This window comes from Allobosea sp. 67-29 (genome assembly GCF_001898115.1).
In the GTDB taxonomy this organism is placed as follows: domain Bacteria; phylum Pseudomonadota; class Alphaproteobacteria; order Rhizobiales; family Beijerinckiaceae; genus Allobosea.
This window is the reverse complement of the sequence record NZ_MKSQ01000024.1, coordinates 26,094-43,235: the sequence shown is the minus strand read 5'-3', so window position 1 is coordinate 43,235 and position 17,142 is coordinate 26,094. Positions and strand designations below refer to the sequence as shown.

General features: G+C 61.9%; 19 protein-coding genes and 1 riboswitch. Of the genes, 10 read left to right on the top strand and 9 right to left on the bottom strand.

The annotated features are described in order from the left end of the window. The 5 genes from BGO20_RS18580 to BGO20_RS18560 all read right to left on the bottom strand — a co-directional run. Positions 1-289: ATP-binding cassette domain-containing protein (locus BGO20_RS18580; RefSeq protein WP_299858562.1), on the bottom strand; the 289-nt coding region annotated here is incomplete at its 3' end. 28 nt (positions 290-317) lie between these two features. Beyond that, entirely contained in the window at positions 318-1,352 is a 1,035-nt protein-coding gene (locus tag BGO20_RS18575) for an amino acid ABC transporter permease (RefSeq protein ID WP_291664818.1), read from the bottom strand. Between the two features lie 77 nt (positions 1,353-1,429). Continuing rightward, entirely contained in the window at positions 1,430-2,569 is a 1,140-nt protein-coding gene (locus BGO20_RS18570) for an amino acid ABC transporter permease (protein ID WP_291664819.1), read from the bottom strand. A 55-nt stretch (positions 2,570-2,624) separates the two neighbouring features. Beyond that, positions 2,625-3,662, bottom strand: coding sequence for an amino acid ABC transporter substrate-binding protein (locus BGO20_RS18565; RefSeq protein ID WP_362890409.1), 1,038 nt, complete (start codon positions 3,660-3,662; stop codon positions 2,625-2,627). 29 nt (positions 3,663-3,691) lie between these two features. Next, on the bottom strand, positions 3,692-4,873 hold the full coding sequence (locus tag BGO20_RS18560; RefSeq protein WP_291664820.1) for a trans-sulfuration enzyme family protein: 1,182 nt from the start codon (positions 4,871-4,873) through the stop codon (positions 3,692-3,694). 98 nt (positions 4,874-4,971) lie between these two features. Between BGO20_RS18560 and BGO20_RS18555 the strand changes: the two genes are divergently transcribed. The 3 genes from BGO20_RS18555 (at position 4,972) to BGO20_RS18545 (ending at position 8,443) form a co-directional block, all read left to right on the top strand. Then, positions 4,972-5,856: a LysR substrate-binding domain-containing protein gene (locus BGO20_RS18555; RefSeq protein ID WP_291664822.1), complete on the top strand. Its 885-nt coding sequence runs from the start codon at positions 4,972-4,974 to the stop codon at positions 5,854-5,856. A gap of 516 nt (positions 5,857-6,372) precedes the next feature. Beyond that, complete coding sequence (locus BGO20_RS18550; RefSeq protein WP_291664823.1) at positions 6,373-7,044, top strand: response regulator transcription factor; 672 nt, start codon at positions 6,373-6,375, stop codon at positions 7,042-7,044. After that, positions 7,037-8,443 carry a sensor histidine kinase gene (locus tag BGO20_RS18545; protein ID WP_291664824.1) on the top strand — a complete coding sequence of 469 codons (1,407 nt, stop codon included), beginning with the start codon at positions 7,037-7,039 and terminating at the stop codon, positions 8,441-8,443. Before BGO20_RS18550 ends, BGO20_RS18545 begins: the two co-directional genes overlap by 8 nt. Here the strand turns inward: BGO20_RS18545 and BGO20_RS18540 are convergent. From BGO20_RS18540 to BGO20_RS18525, 4 genes are all read right to left on the bottom strand, one after another. Next, entirely contained in the window at positions 8,437-9,312 is an 876-nt protein-coding gene (locus BGO20_RS18540) for an ABC transporter permease (protein ID WP_291664868.1), read from the bottom strand. The two genes, BGO20_RS18545 and BGO20_RS18540, sit on opposite strands and share 7 nt — an antisense overlap. 11 nt (positions 9,313-9,323) lie before the next feature. Then, on the bottom strand, positions 9,324-10,148 hold the full coding sequence (locus BGO20_RS18535) for an ABC transporter ATP-binding protein (RefSeq protein ID WP_291664825.1): 825 nt from the start codon (positions 10,146-10,148) through the stop codon (positions 9,324-9,326). A gap of 107 nt (positions 10,149-10,255) precedes the next feature. Continuing rightward, positions 10,256-11,248 (bottom strand): ABC transporter substrate-binding protein, encoded by a 993-nt coding sequence (locus tag BGO20_RS18530; protein ID WP_465246055.1) that lies wholly within the window; start codon positions 11,246-11,248, stop codon positions 10,256-10,258. A 281-nt stretch (positions 11,249-11,529) separates the two neighbouring features. After that, on the bottom strand, positions 11,530-12,093 hold the full coding sequence (locus BGO20_RS18525) for a Chromate resistance protein ChrB (RefSeq protein ID WP_291664829.1): 564 nt from the start codon (positions 12,091-12,093) through the stop codon (positions 11,530-11,532). Positions 12,094-12,240: 147 nt separating this feature from the next. On the opposite strand from BGO20_RS18525, the gene BGO20_RS18520 reads away from it, so the two are divergent. From BGO20_RS18520 to BGO20_RS18490, 7 genes are all read left to right on the top strand, one after another. Continuing rightward, positions 12,241-12,987, top strand: coding sequence for a COG4280 domain-containing protein (locus tag BGO20_RS18520; protein WP_291664831.1), 747 nt, complete (start codon positions 12,241-12,243; stop codon positions 12,985-12,987). Then, entirely contained in the window at positions 12,987-13,196 is a 210-nt protein-coding gene (locus tag BGO20_RS18515) for a hypothetical protein (RefSeq protein ID WP_291664832.1), read from the top strand. Before BGO20_RS18520 ends, BGO20_RS18515 begins: the two co-directional genes overlap by 1 nt. Beyond that, complete coding sequence (locus BGO20_RS18510; protein ID WP_291664833.1) at positions 13,193-13,942, top strand: phosphatase PAP2 family protein; 750 nt, start codon at positions 13,193-13,195, stop codon at positions 13,940-13,942. The genes BGO20_RS18515 and BGO20_RS18510 overlap by 4 nt, the downstream gene beginning before the upstream one ends. Beyond that, complete coding sequence (locus tag BGO20_RS18505) at positions 13,939-14,748, top strand: endonuclease/exonuclease/phosphatase family protein (RefSeq protein ID WP_291664834.1); 810 nt, start codon at positions 13,939-13,941, stop codon at positions 14,746-14,748. Before BGO20_RS18510 ends, BGO20_RS18505 begins: the two co-directional genes overlap by 4 nt. Further along, entirely contained in the window at positions 14,745-15,353 is a 609-nt protein-coding gene (locus BGO20_RS18500; protein ID WP_291664836.1) for a cation efflux transmembrane domain-containing protein, read from the top strand. Before BGO20_RS18505 ends, BGO20_RS18500 begins: the two co-directional genes overlap by 4 nt. Before the next feature lie 113 nt (positions 15,354-15,466). Further along, a riboswitch (Fluoride riboswitch) is annotated at positions 15,467-15,529 on the top strand. Positions 15,530-15,616: 87 nt separating this feature from the next. After that, a complete protein-coding gene (locus tag BGO20_RS18495; protein ID WP_291664838.1) occupies positions 15,617-15,805 on the top strand; it encodes a hypothetical protein in 189 nt (62 codons plus the stop codon). A 96-nt stretch (positions 15,806-15,901) separates the two neighbouring features. After that, a complete protein-coding gene (locus tag BGO20_RS18490) occupies positions 15,902-17,137 on the top strand; it encodes an MFS transporter (RefSeq protein ID WP_291664839.1) in 1,236 nt (411 codons plus the stop codon). Positions 17,138-17,142 lie beyond the last annotated feature (5 nt).

Genomic DNA, 17,142 nt, shown 5'->3' with positions numbered 1-17,142 from the left:
AGACCATGCCGACGTCGCGGCGGATCTCGTCGATCTTCTTCAGATCGTTGGTAAGTTCCGTGCCGTCGACGATGATCTGGCCCTTCTGGTGCTCTTCCAGGCGGTTGATGCAGCGAATCATCGTCGACTTGCCCGAGCCCGACGGGCCGCAGATCACGAGCTTCTCGCCGCGGCCGACCTTCAGGTTGATGTCGCGTAGGACGTGGAACTCGCCATACCACTTGTTGACGCCGATCATTCCGACGGCGTCGGAGGCGCTGGATCCAAGCACATTCACGCTTACGTTCATGAAAAGCTCCTTGTCGCTTTCGCGGTTGTCAGCGTGCCGTCCCGATACTCGCCCTTCGTTCCAGGAAGGCGCTGTATCGCGAGATCCCAAAGCACATCACGAAGTAGATCGCGGCGATGAAAAGGTAGGTTTCCGTGAAGGGGCTGGGCCAGGCCGGATCGGTGAGCGCTGCCTTGCCGGAGCTGAGTAGGTCGAAAAGTCCGACCACGAGAACCAGGGCTGTGTTCTTGACCATCACGATGATCGTGTTGGTTAGGGGTGGGATCACTTTCTGAAGGGCCTGGGGCAGGACGACCAGGCGCATGGCCTGGCCCCAGCTCAAACCTAGCGCCCGAGATGCTTCCTCTTGTCCGGCAGGCACGGCTTGCAAGCCGCCACGCACGATCTCCGCGAGATAGGCCGCTGAGAAAATGGTGAGAGCCACGCCAGCCCGAGCGAGCTTATCGATCGCCATCCCATCCGGAAGCATGATGGGCAGCATGATCGACGACATGAAGAGCAGGCTGACCAGTGGCAATCCGCGGATGATCTCGATCAGACCGGTTGAGAGGATGCGGGGAACGGCCATCGCAGAACGCCGGCCGAGCGCGAGCACAATGCCGAGCGGGAAGCCGATGCCGAGGGCGGAGACTGCTAGGATCAGCGTCACCGGCAAACCGCCCCAGTAAGCGCTGGGCACCAGAGCTAGACCGAACATCCCACCCTGCATCAGGATGAGGAAGGCCGCGATGGCAGTGGCCCAAAGGACGAGCAAGCTTCGTCCCCAGTTGCGGGGTGGCAGGCTCCAGAGGATGCAAGCGAACAGCAGGATCATCGCCAAGAACGGCCGCCACTGCTGATCGGGGGGATAGATCCCGAAGGTGATCTGCCGGAACTTGGCCCGCAGGAACGCCCAGCACGCTCCTGTAGCTTCGCGGCAAGCCGCGCCGTCGTTTGCGCTCCAGACGCTGTCGATCACACCCCATTGGATGATGCGTGGCAGCACGAGGATCAGGACCGCACCGAGTGCGATCGTCAGCACCGCACTGCCCAAGCTGCCGAACAGCACCGAAAGAGGCGACATGCGCCGCTCCGGGGGCCTGGCTGTCTTTTCGCCCGACCTCGCCGGAGAGGTTTGTTCCAAGGAGAAATCCGCAACCGTCATCGCGTCACCAGCATGATGCGCTTGTTGTACCCGTTCATCAGCGCCGAGACGGACAGGCTGATCACCAGGTAGACCGCCATCAGAATCAGCACGCCTTCGATCGCCTGGCCGGTTTGATTGATCGTCGTGGCTATGACGGAAGCAAAGTCGGGATAGCCTACGGCCAGCGCCAGGGTCGTGTTTTTTACAACGTTCAGGAACTGGCTCGTCATCGGCGGCACCATCAACCGTACGGCCTGAGGGAGAATGACCAGCCAGAGGATCCGCGGCTCCCGCAAGCCCAGCGACCGCGCGGCCTCCCACTGCCCTTTCGGAACGGCGTCGATGCCGCTCCGGACGATCTCGCCGATGAAGGCGGATGTGTAGAGCACAAGTCCCAGCATCAGTGCCATGAACTCCGGGGTCAGAGTCGCACCGCCAGAGAAGTTGAACCCCTGCAAAGCAGGCCGATCGAAACTCACGCTCGCACCAACCACCCAGCCGGAGGCCGCTGCCAGGCCCAAGCCTCCGAGCGCAATTACCCGTGGAGGCGGAATCGGGACCCGACCAGCCGTCCGTCCGAACCAGGCCGCGCCGACGGAGAGAGCGACCGCCGCGAGCGCAATCCAGGCCGGGATCGCCCATCCGCTTAAGATGGGCCAAGGGAAGAAGAGTCCTCGCAGCGAAAGAAACAGCCCCGGGGCAGGCTCCAACGCCGCGCGAGGCGACGGCAACCCGATCGTGAGGACCGCGTACCAGAACAGCAATTGAACCACGAGGGGCGTGTTTCGCATCGCTTCGACGAAGCTTGCAGCAACGCCGCGCACAAGCGGATTGAGGGAGCGACGCGCCAGTCCGATGACGAACCCGATCACCATTGCGGCGGCGATCGCGAGCACGGACACATAGATCGTGTTCAGAAGGCCGACCGCGAATGCCCGCAGATATGTTTGCGTGGGCTCATAAGCGAGAAAGCCTTCTGAAATCGGGAAGCGCGCGGGCCTTGTCAGAAAGCCGAAGCCAGTCTGGATTCCACGGCGCGCCAGATTGTCGAGAGTGTTTGCCGTCAGCCAGGCAATCGCCGCCAGGAAGGCCGCAAGGATCGCGGCTTGCCAAACGGCAGAACGAACACGGCGATCGAACCAAAAACGAAACATGACGCGCCCTCGCGCTCGTCGGGAGAGGCGATGCCTCTCCCGCTGTCCTGGTGGACTAGTTGAACACGAGCGGGAACATCAGCCCGCCGTCCTTGTGAAGCTTGTTCGGTCCGCGATCGAGCTTGATCGGACTGTTCTGGCCAATGTGCTTGTCGAAGATCTCGCCGTAATTTCCGAGCTGCTTGATGATGTTGTAAGCCCATTTCTCATCCAGCCCCAGCGCCTGACCGTTCCCCGGCTCGACGCCGAGGAAGCGCTGGACCCTAGGATCGTTCGACTTGAGCTGATCATCGACATTGGCTTGCGTAACGCCGAGGTCTTCTGCCGCGATCAGGACCTGGAATGACCACTTGACGATGTCGTAGAAGCGATCGTCACCATGTCTGACGGACGGCGCCAAAGCCTCGTAATGACCGCTGGCCGGGACGATCACGTAGTCATCCGGATTCTTGGTTTGCGTCGCCCGGGCGGTTGCGAGCGCCGAAGCATCGGAGATCAACGCATCGCAGCGCCCTCCGAAGAATGCCTGTCGGGTAGCGGGCACGTTATCGAAGAGAATTGGTTTGAGATCGAGCTTGAATTCACGAGACAGGTCCGCAACGGTGACCTCAGTGGTCGAGCCCGTTTGGAGACACACGGATGCGCCCTTCATCTGCTTTGTCTCGGTGACGCCGAGCTTCTTTGGGAGCAAGAACGCGTCGTACTCATAGTAGTTGGGGAACGAGAAGTTGAGCCCGTTCGCATCGCGTCGCAGCGTCCACGTCGTGGTGCGAGGCAACACATCGATCTCGCCGGTCTGTAGGGCAGTGAGACGCTGAGAGCCCGACAAGGGCACAAAGCGCGCCTTTTCCTTGTCGCCGAAGATCGCAACCGCGATTGCGCGGCAGGTATCGACGTCGAGGCCTTTCCAGGCACCGCTTTGGTCCGGCGCGGAAAACCCGACATTTCCTTGGCTCGCGCCACAGATCACGAACCCCCGCTGCTTGATCTGCTCGACGGTCTGCTGCGCGTGAGCCGCCGTTGCCATTGCGGTGAGCGAGCCAACCGCCGCGGCACAGGCCGCCCAGTTCCGAGCGCTATTCAAGAATTTCATGTTTCTTCCCCTTTTTTGGTGGTTGGCGTTTAGGCGACTTTTGCGTTGGGCAGTTCCAGCGCACCCAGAAGCTTCTCAAGGTCACTCCAAAGCTCGTCCGGATCCTCGAGGCCGATGCTGATGCGAAGGACAGTCCCCTCGCTCGCCCACACGGTGGCCGTGCGGCCCTCTTTGATCGCCATTGGAGCCACGAGACTGCGCGTCCCACCCCATGAGGCGCCCAGGGCGAATACATTCAGAGCGCTCAGCCCAGCATCGAGGTGACGCTCGGCACCGGGCTTCAAAACGATGCTGAACACCGCGCTGCCGCCCTTGAAATCGCGCTTGAACACATCGTGCCCAGGGCATCCGGGCAATGCGGGATGGAGCACGCGCTCGACAGAAGGCTGATTGCTGAGCCGGCGAGCGAACTCTTCGGCGACACGGCCTGTATGGGCCATGCGTAGGCCCATGGTTTCGATCCCGCGCAGAGCTAAGGAAACCTCGTCCGGCGAAACGCCGATGCCGAGAAGACGCAGAGTGTCCTTGAGCTTCTGACGCAATCCGAGGTCCGCGACAGTCACGGAACCGAGCAAGAGATCCGAATGCCCCCCTACATATTTGGTTAGGGCTTCGACTACGAAGTCCGCGCCATGGGCCAGCGGCTTGAACAGAAGCGGGCTCGCCCAGGTGTTGTCGCAGCCGACGAGAACACCCCTGGCCTTCGCTACACGGCTGATCGCAGGTAGGTCTTGGACCTCCATCGTTCCAGAACCTGGCGACTCGACCCAGATCAAACGAGTTCGATCATCGATAACCGAACCGATCTTCTCTCCAAGGAGAGGATCGTAGGCGGTAAACGTTATGCCCCGTGGAGCGAGGTAATTGATGCAAAAATCTCGGACGGGCGGGTAGACGGTATCCGGAATAAGAACGTGGTCTCCGGGAACCAGAACGGCCAACATTACCAGCGCCACGGCCCCTTGGCCCGACGGTGCCAGCACCGTCCGGACACCGCCATGCAAAGCGGTGATCTGTGCCTCAAGGGTTCGCGTCGTGGGCGTTCCCTGCAAGCCATAGCTGTAACCGTCAGGACCGCGCTGCTTTCTGCGCGCGAAGGATTCTGCGTCGTCGTAGACGATCGTGGACGCCCGATACGTCGGTACTGCAAGGCTGGCAAAGCCGTCATGGGAAACAGCCGGGTGATGAACACAGAGCGTTAGATCGTGCATGGGCGTCCTCGAAGTTGGACAAACCGTAGGCGACGATCGTATGAAAACAACTGACTTCACGGCATAATTCTATGCCTGAATCTGATAGGAGGCTCGCATTGAACTATCGGCAGTTGGAGACCTTTCGCGCGGTGATGCTGAGCGGCTCTGCGTCTAGGGCGGCCGAATTGCTCGACATCACCCAGCCCGCTGTGAGCCGGACGATCGCCGAACTGGAAAAGGGAGTTGGGTTCGTTCTCTTTGAGCGGATCAAGGGACGGCTTGTCACCACGCCTGAAGCGCAGATGCTGCTAAACGAGGTCGAAAAGAGCTTCGTTGGTCTGGATCGCATCCGAGCCGAAGCCGCTCGCATCAGAGATTTCGGAGCTGGCTCGCTCAGAATCGCCAGTCTGGCTGCGCTGGGCGCAACGCTGGTCCCCCGCGCGATTTACAAGTTCCACCAAAAGCAGCCCGAGATTGCCGTCAACCTTCAGATTCATGCCTCGTCGGTGGTCAGAGAACTCGTAAGTACCGGAGGTTTTGATATCGGACTTGCAGCTGACGAGGTCGACCTTACTGGGCTCGAACACCAGGCTTTCGCGAGCGTAAGGGCGGTTTGCGCGTTGCCTCCCGGGCACGCGCTGGCAAGCAAATCTGCAATTTCACCGAAGGACTTGGATGGCGTCCGCTTCATCGCCCTAGCGCCAGAGGATCGTGCTCGTCGTCGCCTTGATGCGATCCTTCAAGCCGAAGGAGTGGTGCCGAAAATTATCGCCGAGACACCTAGTTCTGGAACGCTATGCGCGTTGGCTCTCAGCGGCGTCGGGATCGGGATCACAAATCCGGCAGCTGCAGAGGGCTTCGCAATTCGAGGCTTGGAATTTCGCCCCTTCGAACCAGCCGTGTACTTCAAAAGCATCCTTCTATTCCGGCCTGACTCGCAGAAAACCAGGCTAGTTAAGTCATTTGTTGCAGAATTGATGCGAGCTCGGTCGGCGGAGTAAACCGTCATCACCCGATTTGCGCGCAATTGAGCAGTGACTGCGTGATAGCGCTAACGTTAGAGTGCTCTACCACTAGGTCCGAGCGCTCGTTAGAATGCAACTGTGGCAAGCAGAGCCAAACTGCCACATCGAACGCGAGCGAAGAAATGATATTCTCCTCTCTAAACGACCCCGTCGACGTTGCACGAGCAGAGGCCGCACTTGATCGAGCTTGGCATCAGGTCAAAGACTCGCTGAAAGAGAATGTCGATGTTGAAACAGGGCGGCTGCGGCTCGCCGATATCGTCGTAAGCCTCATACCAATCGCAGAGGATGAAGCCGATTTAACTCGGCGCGCTATCGAACGGTATTTCAAAGCTCCTCCGCCTACCCCTTGAGTGGAACCGGCCTGCGATGCTCGGCAAACCGCGTCAGCCATCCGCGACGAGAAGCTTCGCCAATGTAGTTAAGTCCGCTAAGGTGCCGAAGGTCGTTGGGCTGCGCCTAGCTTATGCTTCCTCAGCGGATTCTTCATAGATGCGCATCCTGCTGATCGAGGATAATCGCGAACTCTCCGACTGGCTCTCCCGTCTGCTACGTAAGAGTCGCTATGTCGTCGACGCGGTACATGACGGTGCCGACGCGGACACCGCATTGGCGACCCAACTGTATGACCTGATCATTCTTGATCTCGGTCTGCCAGGAATGGCGGGTCTGCAGGTGCTGAAGCGGTTCAGGCAGAAGAGCGGCCTGACCCCCGTGATCATCCTGACGGCAAGCGATGCTGTATCGAACCGTGTTGCAGGGCTTGATGCCGGTGCCGACGACTATCTCGTGAAGCCGTTCGATCCCCTCGAACTCGAAGCACGCATTCGCGCCCAGTTGCGCCGACGACAGGATAACCGGACATCTCAGGTCGTTTTCGGGCCGCTCGTCCTGGAAACGGGTGAACGACGCTTTTCGCTCGACGGCTCGCCACTCGATTTGACGGCGCGCGAATACAGCGTGCTCGAGGCGCTCGTGCTTGCATCCGGCCGGGTGGTTTCCAAAGCCGCACTGACCGAAACGGTCTTCGGCTTCAATGATGAGGTGACGGACAATGCGCTTGAGATCTATGTCCACCGCGTCCGCAAGAAGCTCGGGACTGGTAAGGTCACCATCGGCACGTTACGCGGGCTCGGCTACGCACTGAGGAAAAGCTGTGGCTAGAAGCCTTCGGGGCGAACTGCTGGGATGGTTGCTGGTCCCGCTTGGGGGCGTCGTGCTTTTCAACGGCTGGATCACCTATCACAATGCCGAAACCATAGCCGACCTGATTGCCGATCGAACGCTTCTCGCCTCGGCACGCGTCATCGCCGAGCAGGTTAAGGAAACCGACGGGAGGGTCGAAGCCCTGATCCCACCCTCGGCGCTGGAAATGTTCGCCTCACCAGATCGCGATCGAGTGATCTATCGCGTGATGGCACCCTCCGGGGAGCTGATCGCGGGATTTCCGGACGTCGCCCCACCACCCGCGCCGCCGAACGATCTCCAGCCCGTCTATTTCGATGCCCGTTTCCGCAATGACGCGATCCGGGCTGTTGCCCTAGCCCAACCGGTGATCTCGAAGACTGCTGGCGGCAATGCTCTCGTCATCGTCGCGACGACGCTGAACGGGCGGGACCGGCTGATCAGTGAGATCTGGCGGGCTTCGCTACGCGACCAGATCATCCTGGTCGGCATCGCAGCGCTTCTGACGCTGTTCGGACTGCATCGCGGACTGGCCCCGCTGCTGCGGCTCCGCAGCGAATTGCGGACGCGCGATCCGGGATCGCTCAAAGCGCTGCGGCGCGACGACGTCCAGAGCGAACTCAGGCCGCTCATCGACGCACTCAACCAGGCCTTCTCACGAGTCCAGGGTTACATCGCGTTGCAGCGGCGCTTCATCGCCGATGCCTCACACCAGTTGCGCACTCCGCTCACGGTGCTCAAGACGCAGGCTGCGATGGGGCTTCGCGACGAAACGCAGGAAGGCAAGACGGAGGCCCTTACCGCGATCGACAGCGGCGTCGACGGCATGAGCCGGCTGGTCAATCAGCTTCTCGTTCTGGCACGCGCGGAGCCAGGCGGGGCCGCGCTACGCAAGGAACTCATCGATTTTCGTGGGGTCGCGCGTTCAGCGCTTGAAAGCCTTGCATGCATTGCCTTCGATCGGGCCATCGATTTGTCCTTCGACGACGAGGCCGATCCATTGCCGGTGGTTGGCCATGTTACGCTGCTCCGCGAGCTCGTCCTCAATCTCGTCGACAACGCGCTGCGCCATATTCCGAATGGTGGCTCGGTCGCAGTCAGCCTCACCCGCGTCAATGGCAACGTGCAGTTGATCGTGGAGGATGACGGCCCGGGCATCCCGCTGGAAGAACGGGAGCGCGTGCTCGAGCGCTTCCACCGTCTCGCGCCATCGACCGTCGAAGGAACAGGCCTCGGGCTTGCGATCGTCCGGGAAATCGTCGCGGCCCATGGCGGCACGGTCGAACTTTCCGACAGACCCCGCGGCTCGGGTCTGCGCGTCGACGTCAGGCTGCCTGTGGCGGATCATGAAGATCCGCCACAGGATCGATCTCAGTGAGTATCCTGCAGGGGCGCGGGTCGCCAGGTCGCCAGGCGGTTCTCGACCAGGGTCATCACATATTCGGCGGCCAGCGCCACGATCATGATGACCACGATTGCGGCATACATCCCGGCGGAGTCGAAGGTGCCCTTGGCGATGTTGATCAGCAGGCCGATGCCATGGCGGGAGCCAACGAACTCGCCCACGATTGCGCCAATGATCGCAAAGCCGAAACTCACATGCAGCGAGGCGAAGATCCAGCTCATGGCCGAAGGAATCACCACCGAGCGGGTCAGTTGCCAGCCCTTGGCGCCGAGAATCTGCGCATTGGCCATCAGATTGCGGTCCGCCTCGCGGACACCCTGGAAGGCATTCGAGAAGACCACGAAGAACACCATCACGAAGGCCAGGGCCACCTTGGAAGCGAGGCCGAGCCCGAAGATCATGATGAAAATCGGCGCGAGGACCACACGCGGCACCGAGTTGATCAGCTTGATGTAGACCGAGAAGATGTCGGACAGGAACTGGTTACGTCCAAGCGCGATGCCAATAACAATTCCGGCCACCGACCCCGTCGCGAAGCCAGTTAGAGCCTCCTCCATCGTCACCCAGAGATGCAGCCAGAGCGGTCCTTCCGAAGTGCCCTCGAGCGTCCATTCGACCAGCCGGTCCCAGATCGCACTCGGGCGCGAAAAGAAGAACTCGTCGATGACCCCGAAGCGCGCGCTAATTTCCCAACCGCCGAGCATGACGATGAGAATGGCCCAGCGCCAGAACAAGACCTTGCGGCGGCGGTCCCGAGCGGCCTTGGCGGCGGCGGCCTCGATTTCGGCATCCGATGTGCCGGGCCGGAATGCGACGCCAGCGATGAGAGCTGCATCCGTCATGATCAACCTCCTCAAGCGGCCAGGGTTTCGTCACGAGCGGCGCTGCGCTCGACCTCGTCGCGCAGATCGTCCCAGATCGTGCGGGAAAGGGCGATGAAGTCTTCCTGGTAGCGGATCTCGCTGACCACGCGCGGTCGCGGCAGGTCGACAGGGTAGACCGACTTCACCGTCGCCGGACCGGAGGTCAGCACATAGACCTTGTCGGCCAGCGCGATCGCCTCCTCGAGATCGTGGGTCACGAAGATCACGGAAGCCTTCGCCTCGGACCACAACCCGAGCAGCACGTCGTGCATGATCACCCGCGTCTGCACATCGAGCGCCGAGAAGGGCTCGTCCATCAGCAGGATCTGCGGCTCGTTGATGAAGGTCTGCGCCAGCGAGACGCGCTTGCGCATACCGCCGGAGAGCTGGTGCGGGTACTTGCTCTCATGGCCGCTGAGATGGACGCGGGCCAGCCATTCGCGGGCCTTCGCATAGGCCTCCTCACGCGGTTTGCCGCGGAAGAGCGGGCCCGCCACGACATTGTCGATGACGCTGCGCCAGGGAAAGAGCGCATCGGTCTGGAAAACGAAGCCGATCCGGGGATCGATGCCATTGACCGGACCACCGAAGAGCTGGACTTCGCCACTCGACGGCCTGGCGAGACCGGTAACGAGGTTCAGCGTTGTCGACTTACCGCAGCCGGTCGGGCCGACCACGGCGACAAACTCGCCGCGGCCGACGCTCATGTTGAAGTCGCGGATGGCCGTCATCGACTTGCCGTCCGGAGTCAGGAAGCGGCGGCTGACATTGATCAGCTCGACCGCCGGGCTTGCGCTCACGTCGGTTGCAGGCATGAGGCCTCCTTCGCCGCGAAAGCGGCGTGAACGGAAAATGGGTTCAACGAGTAGCCGGGCGGCGTCAGGTCGCCGCCCGTTGATACGCCCGCCGGGCGCGACCCAACTTACTTGGCGTTCTTCACGAACTCGCTCGTGTAGGTCTTCGACAGGTCGATCTGCTTGCCCTTGATGTTCTTGGAGAACCCGGACAGCACCGCCAGCACCGTCTCGGGCCCACCCTGCGGCATGACGCCGTCGACGGTGAACATCTCCTTGCCGTCGGCGAGCGCCTTCACATAGGCGTCCTTGTTGCCGACGTAGTAGTCCTTCGGCATCTTGTCGGAGATCTCCGCGGCGCTGTGGGTGTTGATGTACTTCAGCGTTTTGACGAAAGCGTTCGCGAGCTTCTGCACGACAGGCTTGTTCTTCTCGACCCAGGCGGTCTGCATATAGAGGGACGCCGCCGGATAGGTGCCCCCTAGAGCCGCCTTGGTCTTCTCGATCGTGCGCATGTCGACAAGGATGCGCGCCTCGCCCGTGGAGAGCAGGCGCGAGATCGTCGGCTCGGTGGTCATGCCGCCCTGGATCTTGTCCTGCTGCATCGCGGCGATGAAAGTCGCGCCGGCGCCGACCGGAACCGAGGTGAAGTCGCTGAGCTGTACTCCGGACTTCATCATCAGATACTGCGTCAGGAAATTGGTCGACGAGCCGAGGCCGGTCACCCCGAGGTTCTTGCCTTTGAAGTCAGCCATCGACTTGACGTCTGGATATTTACTCGAGACGAGTTCGACCTCGCCGGGCGCCTGGCTGAACTGAACGACCGACTCGACGAATTTGCCCTTCGCCTGCAAGTCGATGCAGTGATCGTAGAAGCCGACCACGCCCTGCACGGCCCCGGCCAGCATCTCGTTCTCGGCATCGACGCCGGCCGCCTCGTTGAGGAGCTCGACCTCGAGACCCTCATCCTTGAAATAGCCAAGGCTCTCAGCGAGCTTGGCGGGCAGGTAGATCTGCTTCTCATAGCCGCCGACCATGATGGTCACCTTGTCGGCCGCGAGCACTGCGGTTGAAGCCGCAAGGGCACTCAGGAAAGCGAAAGATTGAACGACGGCGCGCATGCGCATGGCCAGACTCCCTTGGATTGCGTCCTCTTGCCCGGTCAACTCTCTTACTGGAGCGCGCCGGTAACGGTTCGTCACTTAACTCCCGGAGCTTTCACCAACCTTTCAAGTCGCAAGAAGTGACTTCGTTAGCCTCCGAAGCGAATGGTGATGGAAGGATTGGCCAGATTGGCCCTTCGTAAGTCGGCCGAGCCCGGCGCCCCGGCTCAGTGTTCGAGTGCCGGACCAGACCACCAAAAACGTCGAGCCATCGGGCTTCGTCCCTGCCCCCGCGATCCTCACTCTCGTGCCGCCTCCGGAGGCCTGTTTTCCTCCTGCGCCGCGAAAACGTTGTGAGCGTAGGCGTCGAGGATCGCCTCTGAACGCGACAACCGTTCTGCGGCCTCCTCGGCGCGCGGAGCCTTGTAGAAGTCGAGCTTGCGGATCTTCTCGATCCAGTTCTTGAACTTCATCAGGTCCTGCTCGTTTTCCTCCAATTCGGCGAAGGTAAAGTGCTCAACGCGTGTCTCCTCGGCGATCTCCGCCTCGAAGGCCACGCACTTCTCAATGAACTCCTTGTACTCGTCATCGCGATCGGCGTTGAAGCGGGCGATGATTTTCTCCTCCTGCTTCTGATCGAGACCGACGGTTGCCAGCAGCAACGCCTCGCCCTCCGCCTCGGCAATCTCGTTCTCCAGCATTTTGAGACGGCGCAAGTGATCGTCCGTCTTCGGCAGCAGACAGACGCCGCCCTGGAGGTAGATCGCGCCGAGGCCCTTGAGCTTGCGCCAGATCGAGACGCGCTTGCGCGCAGGTTCCGCCGGGACCTTGTAGGTCAGCAGCAACCATTCCAACGAGGCCATGACACTCCTTGATTGTTACGGTGGTTACATATATAACGCAGATGTGACTGCGCGCCTGTCGATCCAATGTGACACTCAGATTGCGATCTGACCAGCCCGCCGCCGCGTACGAAAAGCCGCAGTGATTTCGCGCGAAAGGACACGGGCATGATGACATGGGCCACTGCCGCTCCGGCGGTATCCGCCGCCTTCCTGGCCTCCCTGGTTGAAGTCGTCGAAGCCTTCACCATCGTGCTCGCGGTCGGAACCGTGAGGGGATGGCGCCCCGCCCTGAGCGGGACCGCAGCTGGCCTCGGTCTCCTGGCCATTCTGGTGGTGGTGCTCGGGCCCATGCTCGATCGGGTGCCCCTCCACGGACTGCAACTCGTCATCGGCGTGCTGCTGCTGCTCTTTGGTCTGCGCTGGTTGCGCAAGGCTATCCTGCGTTCGGGCGGCATCATCCCCCTCCACGACGAAGCTCTCGCCTTTGCCAAGGAAACGGCCGAGTTGAGCAAGGCCGTCAGGGATGAGGAGCGCCATCTCGACTGGATCGCTGGCCTTGCCGCCTTCAAGGCCGTGGTGCTCGAAGGCGTCGAGGTCGTGTTCATCGTGATCGCCGTCGGCGCGGGACGAGATCTGCTTTGGCCCGCCAGCCTTGGCGCGCTCGCAGCCGGTGTGCTCGTCCTTGTGATCGGGTTCATGGTCCACAAGCCGCTCGCCCGTGTTCCGGAGAACACCCTGAAGTTCGGCGTCGGCGTCATGCTGTCGGCCTTCGGTGTCTTCTGGACCGGTGAGGGCCTCGGCGTCGAATGGCCGGGACATGATGGCGCCATCCTCGTCCTCGCGCTCGGCTTCCTGGCGCTCGGCCTCGGTCTCGCCTCTGCTATCCGTCGTCCCCGGCAGGAGTTGGCCTGATGCGCGTTCTTCGTCTGATCTTCAGCGAGATCTACGGGATGTTCGTCGATGACGAGTTCCTCGCCTTGTCGATCCTCGGCGTCGTCATCACCGCGGCTATCATCTCGTCCGTGTTCCACGCCTCCTCAATCGGAACCGGATTCATCCTGGTCATCGGCTGCGTAGGCGTCCTGATGTCGAGCGTTATCCAGGGAGCAGGAAAGCGATGAGCCCCGAGAACCGGGGAATCGCCCCCGAAACGCTCCGGGCAGTCGGGCCATTGCCACCGATGCCTCCGCTCGCTCGGAGCGCCGTCCTCGTCATCATCCTGATGCTCTGTTTCGTGTTTCTCGCGAGCGAGATGATGGAAGGCGATCTCGCCCGGTTCGACACCGCGGTCCTCATGGCCTTCAGGACGGCTGGCAATGATCCCATCGGTCCGGCCTGGCTCCAGGAGACGGGCCGTGATGTCACTGCACTTGGGAGCTTCGCGTTTCTGGGCTTCCTGTTCGCCGCAACGACCGGGTACCTGCTTCTGATCGGAAAGCGGGGCTTGGCCCTGCTGATGGTTGCGGCGGTGCTCGGCGGGGTCGTGGTCAGCATGGCGCTGAAGCTGGGTTTCGACCGCCCACGCCCCGACATCCCCCACACCGCCCGTGTCTTCACCGCAAGCTTCCCGAGCGGCCACGCAACCTTATCGGCGATCACCTTCCTGACGCTTGGCGCCTTGCTCACGCGGGCGACCGCCGATCGGCACATCAGGGCCTATTTCATGACGCTCGCGGTCATTCTGACCGTCGCGGTTGGGATCAGCCGCATTTATCTTGCCGTCCACTATCCGAGCGACGTCCTTGCCGGATGGTGCGTCGGGTCCGCCTGGGCTGTCTTGTGTTGGACGATTGGCCTCCGGCTCCAGCAGCGCGACGCAGTCGAAGTGCCGGCGTCCGCCGCCTCGATGAAGCGAATGGCGCAATGAAACTCACCATCCTCAGCTACAACACCCTCTTTGCGGGTCGCGACGGTACGGACGATCGCCGGATGGTGGCGCAGATCGCTCTCATCAACGAACGCAGGCCCGACATCTTCCTCATGCAGGAGGCCAAAGGGTTCGAAGCGTCCGGTGCAGCGCTCCTACATGCCTTTGAGGCCAAGATCGGCATGCGCGGCTTTCTCGCACTCGCGCCGCGCACCGGGCAGAACACGGCGATCTTCATCCGCGATCCTCTGAAGCCGATCGCATTCGAGAGCGATAGCAGCAACTTCCATTACGCTCTTGCGATGCTGACGGTCGCACTACCGCGCTCGCTGCAACCTCTGACCCTCTTTAGCGCCCACCTGTGCCCGAATGGTGCGGCCATTCGTCGGCGCGAGGCGGCCTATCTCGCGGTCCAGGCCGATCCCGATCGCATCGCGCTTCTGACCGGAGATTTCAACTCTGTTTCCCCCCGGGATCCCGAACCGGGCGGGTTTTCCGATCTTCCGCCCCACCACCGGGCCCGCTACCTGGGCGACGATCTCGCCATCGCCGATCGGAGCGTCCTCGCCGGCCTCGAAGCAGCGGGATGGGTCGATATCGGCCACCAGCTCAGTGAGAACGCCGCGCCAACCGTCCCGACCGCTGGATTCTCTGGAACCGAGTTCGCGCGCATGCGCTGCGATTTCGTCCTGGCGTCGCGGGCGCTGGCACGACACGCAGAACACTACGAAGTCATTCGGACGCCAGCGACCGATATCGCCTCCGATCACTACCCCGTCCTTGCCAGCTTCGAGATAACGTCATGACCGAAACCTCCCTATCCTCCGACCAGCCGACCGGGCTGCGCCGCATCGTTGGGCTCGTCGCTGCGCTTAACCTCGGGTATTTCGGTGTCGAATTCGCGGTGGCGCTCGCCATCGGCTCGGTTTCGCTGTTCGCCGACAGCGTCGATTTCCTCGAGGATGCTTCGGTCAACCTGCTGATTCTGATCGGCCTGGGCTGGAGCGTGCGCAACCGTGCCCGGCTCGGCATGGCGCTCGCAGGTATTCTTCTGGTTCCAGGCATCGCCACCCTCTGGGCGGTCTGGACAAAAATCAACACGCTTGTCCCACCCGAACCTGTCGCCCTGACGCTGACCGGCCTCGGGGCCCTCGCGATCAACCTGACTTGTGCCCTGATGCTGGCGCGCTTCCGGGCGCACAGTGGCAGCCTGACCAAGGCGGCCTTCCTCTCGGCGCGCAACGACGCCATCGCGAACATTGCGATCGTCGCGGCGGGTCTGGTGACGGCCTATCTTTGGTCCTCGGCCTGGCCTGACATCATCGTCGGACTCGGCATCGCCGCGATGAACGCCGATGCCGCCCGCGAAGTCTGGGCGGCAGCGCGCAACGAACACACCGCCGAGGCCTGATGACAGCGCACATCAAGCCATAGACCCTGGAGATCCGCCGCGGGTTCGCGATTTCCGATTTGACTGACCTCGGATGAGGACTATCGGCTGGCACGAGGAAGTTGTAGCGTCGCTCACCGTATGGGGATGGAGTCCCCCGATAACCGCCCTAACCGGCTGATGACTCCTACAAGCGCATGAACTGCGCTCGTAGGAGCATGGCCGAGACCTAACGGCATGACCTGCAAGCGCGAGAGACGTCGCCAGAATGCAGGAGCTGTTCCATGGTCCAGACTGATCGCAACCGAAGCTTGACCGGCGAGACATCGGCACACCCGCTTCTCCTCTACATTGCCATCAGCCTGTTGACCGTGTTCGGCATTCTCCAAGCCGAGATTCATCGTGAAAGCCTGCAAGGCGTCGGCGTGACCATAAGCACCCAACCCGCGGACGGGCGCTTCCTCGGTCCATAAGGTCGCTCGCGCGCCCCGGGCTACGGAGGCGATGAAGGTGCCGATGGCAGGTGGGATCGCCGGATTTTACGGCCGTCCCCGAATAGGGCAGCTAGCATGATGCAAGTCCGGGATGAGACAGCGCCGACGCTTGATGCCGCGGGGACGCCCGGCTTCGATGCACGCGGGCGCAGGATAGCGCTGCGCTTCGTGTTGCTGGTCGGCATCCTCAGCTTCTTTGCGGACTTCACCTATGAAGGCTCGCGAAGCATTCTAGGTCCCTATCTCCTTGCCCTAGGCGCAAGTGCAACCATCGTCGGGATCGTGACGGGCTTCGGCGAATTGCTGGGTTACGGTCTCAGGTTGGTGTCGGGTCGATGGGCCGATGCGACCGGTCGCTTCTGGCCCATCACCATCCTGGGCTATGTGGTGCAAATGGCGGCCGTACCGGCACTCGCGCTGACGCAGACATGGCAGCAGGCTGCCGTCCTCATCATTCTGGAGCGTGTCGGGAAAGCGATCCGCAACCCGCCACGCGACGTCATGCTGTCGCACGCGGCAAAACAGGTCGGCGGCTATGGGATCGCCTTCGGCATTCACGAAGCACTCGACCAGTTCGGAGCCATGTTCGGCCCTCTGCTGGTTGCCCTCGTCCTCGCACGGCAAGGAAGTTTCCATGAAGCCTTCGCGGTGCTCGTCGTTCCCGCCCTGATCAATCTCGCTTTTGTCGCAACGGCACGGTTACTCTACCCGCGGCCGCAGGATCTCGAGGCGAAGGAGCCCGAGATGGGCGGCGAGCGCTTGCCGAAGGTGTTTTGGCTATATCTCGCCGGGGCCGCGCTCGTTGCAGCAGGCTTCGCCGATTACCCGTTGGTCGCCTACCATTTCGGCAAGACGCACAGCGTCCCCGGTGAGTGGATCGCCATCTTCTATGCCGTGGCAATGGCGGTCAGCGGCACGAGCTCCCTGGTGTTCGGCCGCCTCTATGATCGCTTCGGCTTTCCCGTGCTCGTCGCGCTAACCCTTGCGGCGGCAGCGTTCGCGCCCCTCGTCTTCCTGGGCGGCTTCTGGACAGCGCTCGCCGGCTCCGCGATCTGGGGCATGGGAATGGGGGTCCATGAATCCATCATTCCAGCAGCTGTCGCGCCGATGGTGCCAGCGCAACACCGGGCCTCGGCATTCGGCATCTTCACGGCTGGCTACGGTGTCTTCTGGTTCCTGGGCAGCGTGGCGATCGGTGCGCTTTATGATGTTTCCCTACCAGGAACCATCGCCTTCTGCGTCATTGCCCAGCTTGCGGCCATCCCCATCTTTCTCGCCGTGGGGCGCCAAACCACTCACCTTCCCCTTTAGGAGGT